This is a genomic window from Reyranella soli (assembly GCF_007992495.1).
GTDB lineage: Bacteria > Pseudomonadota > Alphaproteobacteria > Reyranellales > Reyranellaceae > Reyranella > Reyranella soli.
Map to the genome: position 1 here is coordinate 1 of NZ_BKAJ01000250.1, position 9,769 is coordinate 9,769.

Sequence of the window (9,769 nt, forward strand, 5' to 3'; positions counted from 1 at the left end):
CTCCGAAGACCATGAGCGGGCCTGGAGGCCCGCGGTCCGGCAAGACTCTCATACCCGCCAACCCGCGTGCAATGCCACGACGCCCAGCGTCATGTCGCGCCACGTCACGTTGGCGAAGCCCTGCTCGCGCATGCGGCGGGCGAGCTCGCGCTGGGGCGGGAAGCGGCGGATGCTTTCGTGCAGGTAGCGATAGGAGTCGGCGTCCCTGGCGACGATGCGACCGAAGAACGGCAGGGCGCGGCTGGAATAGGCGTCGTAGACGCGGCCGATCGGAGCCGACGTAACCTTGCTGAACTCCAGGCAGTAGAAGCGACCGCCGGGCTTCAATACGCGATGCGCCTCGCCGAGCGCCTTGTCGATGTCGGTGACGTTGCGCAGGCCGAAGGCGATCGTGTAGCCGTCGAACGAGCGATCGGGGAACGGCAGGCTCTCGGCATCGCCCGTCGTCCAGGTCAGTCCCTTCAACATTCCGCGATCGACGGCGCGGTCGCGGCCGACCGCCAGCATGGCGGGATTGATGTCGCAGACAGTGATGTCGGGCCGGTCGCCTTGCCGACGGTAGATGCGGAAGGCGACGTCGCCCGTGCCGCCCGCCACGTCCAGAAACTTCTCGCCCGGCCGCGGGTGCAGCACGTCGACCAGGGTGTTCTTCCAGAGCCGATGCACGCCGCCCGACATCAGGTCGTTCATCAGGTCGTAGCGCGGCGCCACGCTTTCGAAGACCTGGCGGACCAGGCTCGCCTTTTCGGCCGCCGGCACATCGCGATAGCCAAAGGACGCCTGTTCTGGCGCGGCCGGGGCGCTAGGATCGGTCGGGTCCACCATGGGCGGCAACCTAGAGGAATCGCCATGATGCTGAAAGACCGGGTGCTGCTGATCACCAACGTCGAAAAATTCGCAGGCCATGGCACGACCCGGGTGGCCTTGGCCGAAGGCGCCACGGTTTTGGCGCACGATCCCTCGTTCGAAGGGCCAACCGCGCGGCGCAAATACGAATCGCAGTTCCCGGGCGCGCATGCCCTGTCGGCCGTCGAGCCCGCGACCCTGGTCGAGCTCGCTCTCAAGCGTCATGGACATATCGACGCGCTGGTCAACAACGATGCCTATCCCGCCCTGCGCGCGCCGCTCGGCGAGGCGCGGCTGGAAGATTATCGCGACGCGCTCGAGGCGATGGCGGTGACGCCGTTCCGGTTGACGCAGCTCGTGGCACCATCGATGCGCAAGCGCAAGTCGGGACGCATCGTGTTCGTGTCGTCGGCGGCACCGTTGCGCGGCATCGCCAACTACGCGCCCTACGTCTCCGCGCGCGCAGCCGCCAACGGACTCGTCTCCTCGCTCGCCAAGGAGCTGGGGCGCGACGGCATCACGGTGAACGCGGTCGGTTCGAACTACGTCGAGAACCCCGACTACTTCCCGCCGGCACTGCTCGCCAACCAGGAAGCGATGGCCAAGATGACCGCGCAAATTCCGCTGGGCAGGCTGGGCAAGTCGGACGAGCTCGGCGCGACGGTGTGCTTCCTCTGCTCCGACGCCGCGGGCTTCATCACCGGACACGTTCTTCCTCACGCCGGCGGTTGGGCGTGACGACAGAATGAGTGCATGCCACGCGTGTGCGACGAGCCGGTCTCGGCGCTCGACGTCTCGATCCAGGCGCAGATCGTCAACCTGCTGCAGAACCTGCAGCGCCAGTTCGGCCTCTCGCGACGTGCCCAGCCCTTTCGCTCCGCCGCCCGGCTGCCGCTTCCACACGCGCTGCCCCTTCGCGCAGGACCGTTGCCGCAAGGAGGAGCCATTGCTGCGCGACGCCGGCAACGGCCATCGCGTCGCCTGCCATTTCCACGAAACGATCCCGGCTCCAGTGATCGCCGCGGCGGACGGCCCGGCCGCCGCCAAGTTCACGGAGCGTCTGGCCGCCTTCGAAGCTGCCAAGCAGGCACGCGCCACTCCGTCATCCTGAGCGAAGCGCCTGTCCTGAGCGAAGCCGAAGGAAAGGATCTCATTCCAGTTGCAATCAGCATGAGGTCCTTCGCTTCGCTCAGGACGACAGGGTCGTGCAGCCGTACACTACCTGCATGACCATCCGAGTGAGCGGCACCGAGGGCTACGGCGAGACAGCGGCCGAGCGCGTCAAGCAATACGAGAGCATCCCCTTTGCCCACGTGCATCGGCACATGATGCATCTCTTTCCGACGACGCCGAGCCGCGTCATCGATATCGGCGCAGGTACTGGTCGCGACGCCGCGGGCTTCGCCGGCCTCGGCCACACCGTCACGGCCGTCGAGCCGACACCCGAGCTGCGCGCCGAAGCGCAGCGCCTGCACCCGCACCCGGCAATCACCTGGATCGACGATTCCCTGCCCGACCTCGACCGCGTCCATGCACTGGGTGAACGCTACGACCTTGTCATGCTGACGGCGGTCTGGATGCATCTCGACCAGGCTCAGCGCGAACGGGCCATGGCTCGCGTCGCGCCGCTGGTGCGGCCCGGCGGGATGATGGCGCTGTCGCTGCGCCACGGGCCCGTGCCGGCTGGCCGGCGGATGTTCGAGATCTCCGCCCAGGAGACCTGCGAATTGGCGGGCCGGCACGGCCTCTCCGTCATCCACGAAAGCAAAGGGGCCGCCGTCCTGAGTGGGCCCGACGTGTGGTGGGACCGGCTCGCTTTCAGGACTCAGAGATAGCTGGTGACCTTGGGCGGGTTGAACCAGTTGTCGTGCCGGCCGTCCATGTACTGCACCGGCACCTTGGCCAGCTCCTCGGGCGTGATGTCGTCGAGGCAGGCGACGTTGATCGACACGAAGGCGCCGCCGATCTGCTCGACATAGCCCTCGCCGAAGGCCGCGATGCCGCAGGTCTTGCAGAAGCGATGGTGTCCCTGCTTGGAGCCGAACTGGTAGTCGGAGAGATTGTCCGCGCCCGAGATCAGGCGGAAATCCTGCGGCTTGATGACCGCATTCCAGGCACGCTGCTTGGCGCACATCGAACAGTTGCAGCGGCCGGTGCCCGCCTCCAGGTCGATGTCGGCCTCGAAGCGCAGCCAGCCGCAGTGGCAGCTTCCGTGATAGGTCTTCTTCATCACTGGTCCTCCTCTGATGAAGGGAGGTTACCAGCAAGAGGAGAAGATGCCTGGACGAGTCGTTGTCATTGGAAATGCAGGATTGGACTTGCGACTCACCGTGCCGCGCCTGCCGCTGCCGGGCGAGACCCTGATCGGCAGCAGCGGCGCTTGGGCGCCCGGCGGCAAGGGACTGAACCAGGCCGTCGTGGCGGCGCGCTGCGGCGCGCCCGTATGCTTCTGCGCTCCATTGGGCCATGACGATGGCCAGGCCGATGACATCGAGCGACATCTGAAAGCGGCAGGCATTGCCGAGCTGATCCTGCCGCGGCTAGCGCATGCCACGGACTTCTCGCTGCTGATGGTGCTGCCCAACGGCGAGAACAGCATCGTCAGCACCAGCGCCTGCTCGCTGGCGATGAGGCCTGCCCACGTCAAGGCTGCGCTGCGAGACCTGCTCCCGCGTGACGTCGTATTGCTGCAGGGCAACCTTCCGCTCGACACGACCTCCTACATTCTCGATACCGTGCGACGGCAGGGCGCGACCTCGATCTTCAACCCTGCCCCGTTCTGGCCGGGCGCCGAGAACCTGGTCGCCCACTGCAGCCTGGTGATCGCCAACCGCGTCGAGGCCGAGCAGCTCGGCAACGCGATCCACGACGCCAAGGCCGCCATCGTCACCCTCGGTGCCGAGGGCTGTGTGTTGACCGAGGGCGGACGCCGGCGTTCCTTTCCAGCCCAGGCCGTGCAGGCGATCGACAGCACCGGTTGCGGCGATGCCTTCTGCGGCGTCGTTGTGGCGGCTCTCGTGCAAGGCCTGTCCATGGACGCAGCCATCGCCGCCGCTCAGAAGGCGGCCGCGCTCACCGCGACGCGGCCCGGCGCCTTCGAGGCACTGCCGTCAAACGAGGAGTTGCAGGCGATACTGGCCGCCTGATCACATCTCGACCAGCGCCAGGTCCTGGAACCAGCTCTGAGCCTGCACGTACTTCTTGATCTTGGGCGACAGCGCCCGTGCCGTGGTGTCGTGGTAGACCCAGATCATCACGGCATCGTCGACGGCCTTGGCGTGGATCCTGGCCGTGATCTCGTCCTGCTTGGCGGGATCGAAGGTGCTCTTGAGCTCGACGACGAGCTGATCGACGTCCGGGTTCTTGTAGAAGCTCCAGTTGACCCCGATCGGCGCCACCTGGTCGGAGGCGAAGAAGCGGTTGGCGGCGTAGAACGGATCGGACGTCACGTGCGTGACGTTGGTCGCCGAGACGTCCTTGTTCATGTCGGCCTTGGCGCCGCCGCGCCAGCCCGTCATCAGCGCCTCGAGATCGACCGGCTTGAACTCGATGTCGAAGAAGCACTCCTTCAGCATCTCCTGGATCGCCTCGTTGACCGTCTGGTTGGTGCCACCGGCCTGGATGGAGATGCGGGCCTTCATCGGCTTGGCCTTGGAATAGCCTGCCTCGGTCATCAACTTGCGCGCCTCGTCGGGCGCGTACTTCAGCACGAATGTGGGCTTGCCGAACCACGGGCTGCTGCGATCGACCTCGCCGTAGGCCGGCGTCACCAGCCCGTTCAAAAGCTTCACGATGGCGTCGCGGTCGATTGCGAGGTTCGCCGCCTTGCGCACCCGGACATCCGTCCACGGCGAGCCCTCGACCAGCGAGGGATGATACTGGAAGACATGCGGCGTGATGTTCGTCGAGATGCGCGCCCCGCCCTGCTTCAGGCGATCGATCACGTCGGGTGCCGGCCCGTCGATCATGTCGACAGCGCCCGAGATCAGCGCGGCGCTGCGCGCGGAATCCTCCGGCGCGCAGATGAAGATGATCCGGTCGACCTTGGGGACACGCTTGGGGTTCCAATAGGCATCGTTCTTTGCCAGCTCGGCGCGCTCGCGCGGCACCAGGCGCGTCAGCTTGAACGGGCCGGTACCCGAGGGCTCCATGGCGAACTTGTTCCAGTCCTTGCCGACCTTCTCCCACTGCGCCGGGCTCGACACCAGGAACCACAGGAGCTGATAGGGAAAGAGCGAGTCGACCGTCTTGGTCTTGATCTCGATCTCCATGTCGCCGCTCTTGCGGTAGCTCAAAAGGCCCGGCAGGCGCGGCCGCACCTGCGCCGACTGCCGCGTGTCGAACTGCGGGCAATCCTTGTTGAACACCTTCTCGAGGTTCCAGATCACGGCGTCGGCATCGAACGCCGAGCCGTCGTGGAACTTCACGCCGGACCTGAGCTTGAAGGTCCATAGCGTCTTGTCGGCCTCGTCGACTTTCCACTCGGTCGCCAGCCCCGGGATCATCTTGCCCGGCCGGTCCGAGACATCGAGCTCCCAGGCGATCAGCGGGTCGTAGATCGTGAGGCCGGTGTACTGGTAGGCGTTGGCGCCGCGGTCCGGTTGGCCCGTCGTCAGCGGAATGTCGGTCATCGGAATGCCGTACCGCACGACTTTTTCCTGTGCCCATGCCGCGGTCGGCAGCGCAAGGGCAGCAGGCACAGCGAGCAGCGAACGGCGTGAAAGCCTCATGGTCGTCTCCTGGCGGCGGGATGTCGCCAGGGACATGCGACTCCCGTGCCAAGCCCGGCCGCAGGCCTATGACGTCGGAGATCGCAGAGGAGAGACCGCGAGCAGGACCGTACGCACGAGATCGATCTGCGACGTCGTTTCGGTCTTGGCGCGGGCGCGGGCGAGATGCGTTCGCGCCGTCTCGAAGCCGATGCCGAGCTCCTTCGCAACATCGGGCAGCGAACGGCCGGACACCAGCAGGTTCACCAGCCGCGCTTCGGCCGGGGTGAATCCGAACAGCGCCTTCAAGGCCTGCAGGTCGAGCTGGGGATCAGCGTCGGGATCGGTGACGATCAGCATCGTCACCGCTTGTCGCGGCGAGAGATAGACGCGATCGAGACCAAGCGGCGTCACGATCACGGCATAGGGCTTGGCACCCGAAGGCCGCTGGACCCGCAGATGGCCGCCGGCCTCGCCGCGCTCGACCATGGCCGCCGTGAGCCCGCCGGCCCGCGAGATGGCGCGCTGCAGGCGGGTATCGTCGGCCGCCGACGCGGCGCGCAGCCCGAGACGGCCGAGCACGAGACCGTCGTTGCAGTCGAGGATCCGGCGCGCCGCGGCGTTGGCGGAGATGAACACGCCACGCGCACCGAGCTGGATCACACCGAAGGCAAACCGGTCCAAAACGGCCATCGACGCCCGCTGCTCGGCGCCGGCCAGGCCGAGGCGCGAGCGCACCTGCAGCGCCCGTCCGATATGCGGCAGCAGTCGCTGCAGGCGGCTGGCGGCGGCGGCGTTGAACGGGCTGGCGTTGTGCGGCCGATGGATGCCCAGGGAAAAGAGACCCTGCTCCAGCAGCGTGCCGGTGACCATGACGCCATGGAAAATGTCGGTGTTGGGCCGGCACAGCTCGGTGTAGATGCGGCTGTTGCGCCAGTCGAGGTCGCTGACGAGGTCGGTGTTGAGCACCACCCGGTCGACGATCTGCCGGCCGATGGCGGCGTTGCGCCACAGATCGTCGGCGAGATATTGCGTGGCGTAGAGCTCGATCTCCGCTTGCGTGACACCCTTCATGTCGACGAAGTCGATGCCGGCCGTCGGCGCATACTGGGCGGTGAAGGTGAGGGTCGCGCCATCGACCAGCGAGGCAAGACGGGCGCCGACGTGGGCCCAGTCGGCATGGCCCAACGCGGCGTCGTAGAGAAGCCCCAAGGCCTCCAGATCGTCGTTTCGACTCACGTTGCCCGGCGGCCCCCCACCCTGCGTCGCCCCTTTACGGGCTACGGCGTAGCCTGCTGCAAGCCGGAGGTGCCGCCAAGCTCCGTCATCGAGAAATTCGCGATGCGCTGCTCTTCCTGCTGGTCGAGCGAGATCGTGCCGTGGTCGCAGATCGATGCCAGCGTGGTCGGCCGGATCGCCCATTCGGCCATGCGCAGGTAGAGAACCGTGCCCTTGCGGGCGCCCTCGCTGAGGTCGGCGAAGTGATGGGGTTCGAGATCGCCTTCTTCGATGGCGTTCAGGATCTGATTGCCGTGCGGCAGCACCTCGTGCTGGTGCAGCACCAGGAACTTGGTGTTGTCGCGCGTCAGGAAGGAGCCCTGCAGGGCCTTCTTCACCCACTCCTTCGCCGGACCGTCGGAGATGTTCTCCAGGATGGCGGCCGCGCCCAGCCGCACGAAGGGCCGGTCGACGACGACCTTGCCGAAGTAGTGGTGCCAGAGCTCGACATCGAACGGCATGGGCAGCGGCCGCAGGCCGAGACGAGCCAGGTCGTTGGCCGCCACCAGGTAGTGAAGCTCCTCCTCATTGGCGAAGCTGCACAGGAACTCGCGCAAGCGCCGGCGCCGCGACAGGTCGCCGTGGGCGGCGATGGCCAAGAAGTAGCGCTGCACGTCCTTGGTGAGATGGTATTGGAAGGACAGGTAGCGGATGTACTGGTCGATGGTCGTCGGATGATCGACCAGATACGACTTCAGAAGCCCGGCAAAGCGTTCCTGCGCGTCGTCGATGCAGGCATAGAGGTCCAGAAGGCCGTGGGCTTCGCGCATATCGCAGTCAGGCATCGCTTTCCTCTTGAGTCGGTCGCATGTTGGTGTCGAGGACGAGGACCTGGAGACGGCCGGCTGCCGGATCGTCGGCCCAGATCCCGGTTTCGGTGAACCCGAACTTGCGGAAGAACGGCACGAGCTTCTCGGCCGTCTGCATGATGCAGTAGCGCCAGCCGGCATGGACCGTCTGCCAGCGCACGAAGCGGATGAGATGGACCGCATGTCGCCCGCTGTGGCGCGGCGCGCGCACCAGGCGCGTGCAGGTGAGCGTGGTCTCGACCGACAGCCCGAAGCGGCGGGCGGCCTTCTCGAACAGCGGCGAGTAAGGATTGCGATCGCCCAGCACCTCGCCGACGCGCATGGCGCAGGTAATCCCCCGAGCATCGCGGGCATAGATATTGACCGACGTGAAGTCGCTCGGTTCGATCAGGCACTGTCGGTCGAGGACCATCGAGCCGTAGGCCTTGCCCTGCCGCTCGACATACTGTCGGTGGCGGATCTCGCCGATCCGCCGCAATACCGGATAGTCGCGCACGACGCCAACAAGCGGGAAACGGTCGGCATGCTCCACGAGCGCGTCGCGCAGCGGCAAGGGCGTCCCGTCGCCGGCTCGATGGCCCTTCCAGCGGCCTGCAAGACCCGGTCGACCGGGATCGTGTCGTTCGGTCGTCGATGACCCGAACGCACCATCAACCGGTCGACCGCTCCCCCGAGCGCCTGGCGTACCACCCACACAACCATCCATGCCGGCTCCCGCCTTCCGCCGGCTCCCCAATCGCCGGCGTCCCGCATTAGGCAGCAGACGGCACCGCCGGTGCATCACCCAATTGGGGGATAGACTACCGGTGCGTGCATTTATTTTTCCGTATTCATCCCAGCGTGTAGCCTTGCCGCTACGTGTCTTTTCTCACATTCGCCCTTTTGTTGCCGTGCCATAGCAGCGTGATGGCGGCCCTCAACCAACTTGGGCCAAGAGCGGGACATGGACCGACTGAAGGAAAACGGCCTGATCGAGTCTCTCTATGACGCGGCCCTCGGGCATCACGCCTGGGAGCAGGCCGGGCACCAGATCCGGGAGTACATGGGCAGCAAGACGCTGATGCTGTCGACGCACGATCCGCTGCACAAGAGGGCCGATGTCGTCCTGACGCTGGGCATGACGGCCCGCCAGGTCCAGGAGTACGGCCACTTCGCTCAACATGACGTCTGGGCGCTGGGAGCCCTCGACCGTCGTATCTTCGGCAAGGCGCTGGTCGGCGAGGAGGTCGTCGAGGATGACGCGTTCAAGCGAAGCTACATCTACAACGAGTATCTGAAGCCCAGCATCGACGCGCGATACATGGTGGGCTCGCTGGTACGGCTGCAGGGCGGGAATCACGCTGCGATCGGCGTCCATCGTCCGCACGGCGCCAGAAGCTTCACGCCCGAGGACGCCGAGCGCCTGAATCGCCTGCTCCCTCACGTGCAGCGCGCCCTGGAAGTCCGGCAGCGCGTCCAGGGCATCGAGCACAAGGCCGATGCGACCAATTTCGTGCTCGATCGGCTCAGCCTCGGCGTCTTCCTGATTTCGGCGACCGGACGCCTGCTGCACGTCAATGCCGCCGGCGAAGAGATCCTGAAGAACGGTGACGGACTGCAGCGCACCCCCGACGGGATACGGGCCTGCAACAGGGATGACGACAAGCGCCTGCAACACCTGATCGGCGACTTGCGGCAGGCCTCGCCGGACGTGCGCCCGGCCGGCGGCCATCTGCGCATCAGCAGACCATCGGGACGGGCGGCTTACGCCGTGATGCTGACGCCGGTCGGACCGGGCCTGGCCGGGCCAGGCGCCGCTCCGGCCGTCCTCGTCTTCGTGTCCGATCCGGCCGCGAAGATGGCGGCTGACCTCTCCGTGCTGGCCGGCCTGTTCGGCTTTCCTCCAGCGGAGGCGCGCCTGGTGCTGGCCTTGATGGCGGGCAAGCAGCTGCCGGAGATCGCCATCGACACGGGCGTCACCTACAACACCATCCGCACGCAGCTCGCCCGTGCCATGGCGCGGACCGAGACGCGCTCCCAGCTCGAGCTCGTGCTGCTTGTCACCCGGGCACTGGGCGGCGTGGCGCCGAGCGTGATCGACGGATGAGGTTGCCAGTGACGCTGGGCGGGACAGTTGCCGTCCCGCCT

General features: G+C 66.5%; 10 protein-coding genes and 1 pseudogene. 5 read left to right on the top strand and 6 right to left on the bottom strand.

Annotated features, from left to right (window positions below; translation table 11 throughout):
- Positions 1-48 precede the first annotated feature (48 nt).
- The gene (ubiE, locus tag RSO01_RS44265; protein ID WP_147157020.1) at positions 49-825 is read right to left on the bottom strand and encodes a bifunctional demethylmenaquinone methyltransferase/2-methoxy-6-polyprenyl-1,4-benzoquinol methylase UbiE; all 777 of its coding nucleotides are present in this window, start codon (positions 823-825) and stop codon (positions 49-51) included.
- A 24-nt stretch (positions 826-849) separates the two neighbouring features.
- On the opposite strand from ubiE, the gene RSO01_RS44270 reads away from it, so the two are divergent.
- From RSO01_RS44270 to RSO01_RS44280, 3 genes and pseudogenes are all read left to right on the top strand, one after another.
- On the top strand, positions 850-1,584 hold the full coding sequence (locus RSO01_RS44270) for an SDR family oxidoreductase (RefSeq protein ID WP_147157021.1): 735 nt from the start codon (positions 850-852) through the stop codon (positions 1,582-1,584).
- A gap of 24 nt (positions 1,585-1,608) precedes the next feature.
- Positions 1,609-1,957 (top strand): annotated as a pseudogene (locus RSO01_RS44275) (oligopeptide/dipeptide ABC transporter ATP-binding protein); the annotation flags it as partial.
- A 115-nt stretch (positions 1,958-2,072) separates the two neighbouring features.
- Positions 2,073-2,681 carry a class I SAM-dependent methyltransferase gene (locus RSO01_RS44280; protein ID WP_147157029.1) on the top strand — a complete coding sequence of 203 codons (609 nt, stop codon included), beginning with the start codon at positions 2,073-2,075 and terminating at the stop codon, positions 2,679-2,681.
- Here RSO01_RS44280 and RSO01_RS44285 read toward each other — a convergent pair.
- Positions 2,672-3,076, bottom strand: coding sequence for a GFA family protein (locus RSO01_RS44285; protein WP_147157022.1), 405 nt, complete (start codon positions 3,074-3,076; stop codon positions 2,672-2,674). The two genes, RSO01_RS44280 and RSO01_RS44285, sit on opposite strands and share 10 nt — an antisense overlap.
- 46 nt (positions 3,077-3,122) lie before the next feature.
- Between RSO01_RS44285 and RSO01_RS44290 the strand changes: the two genes are divergently transcribed.
- Positions 3,123-3,992 (top strand): ribokinase, encoded by an 870-nt coding sequence (locus tag RSO01_RS44290; RefSeq protein WP_281291637.1) that lies wholly within the window; start codon positions 3,123-3,125, stop codon positions 3,990-3,992.
- Here RSO01_RS44290 and RSO01_RS44295 read toward each other — a convergent pair whose 3' ends face one another.
- The 4 genes from RSO01_RS44295 to RSO01_RS44310 form a co-directional block, all read right to left on the bottom strand.
- Complete coding sequence (locus RSO01_RS44295) at positions 3,993-5,576, bottom strand: ABC transporter substrate-binding protein (protein WP_147157024.1); 1,584 nt, start codon at positions 5,574-5,576, stop codon at positions 3,993-3,995.
- Positions 5,577-5,642: 66 nt separating this feature from the next.
- Complete coding sequence (locus RSO01_RS44300) at positions 5,643-6,794, bottom strand: helix-turn-helix transcriptional regulator (RefSeq protein ID WP_147157025.1); 1,152 nt, start codon at positions 6,792-6,794, stop codon at positions 5,643-5,645.
- Positions 6,795-6,835: 41 nt separating this feature from the next.
- Positions 6,836-7,618, bottom strand: a complete 783-nt coding sequence (locus tag RSO01_RS44305) for a heme oxygenase-like domain-containing protein (protein WP_147157026.1) — start codon at positions 7,616-7,618, stop codon at positions 6,836-6,838.
- Positions 7,611-8,195: a hypothetical protein gene (locus RSO01_RS44310; protein ID WP_147157027.1), complete on the bottom strand. Its 585-nt coding sequence runs from the start codon at positions 8,193-8,195 to the stop codon at positions 7,611-7,613. The genes RSO01_RS44305 and RSO01_RS44310 overlap by 8 nt, the downstream gene beginning before the upstream one ends.
- 390 nt (positions 8,196-8,585) lie before the next feature.
- On the opposite strand from RSO01_RS44310, the gene RSO01_RS44315 reads away from it, so the two are divergent.
- Entirely contained in the window at positions 8,586-9,728 is a 1,143-nt protein-coding gene (locus RSO01_RS44315; RefSeq protein ID WP_147157028.1) for a helix-turn-helix transcriptional regulator, read from the top strand.
- The last annotated feature ends 41 nt before the right edge of the window (positions 9,729-9,769 follow it).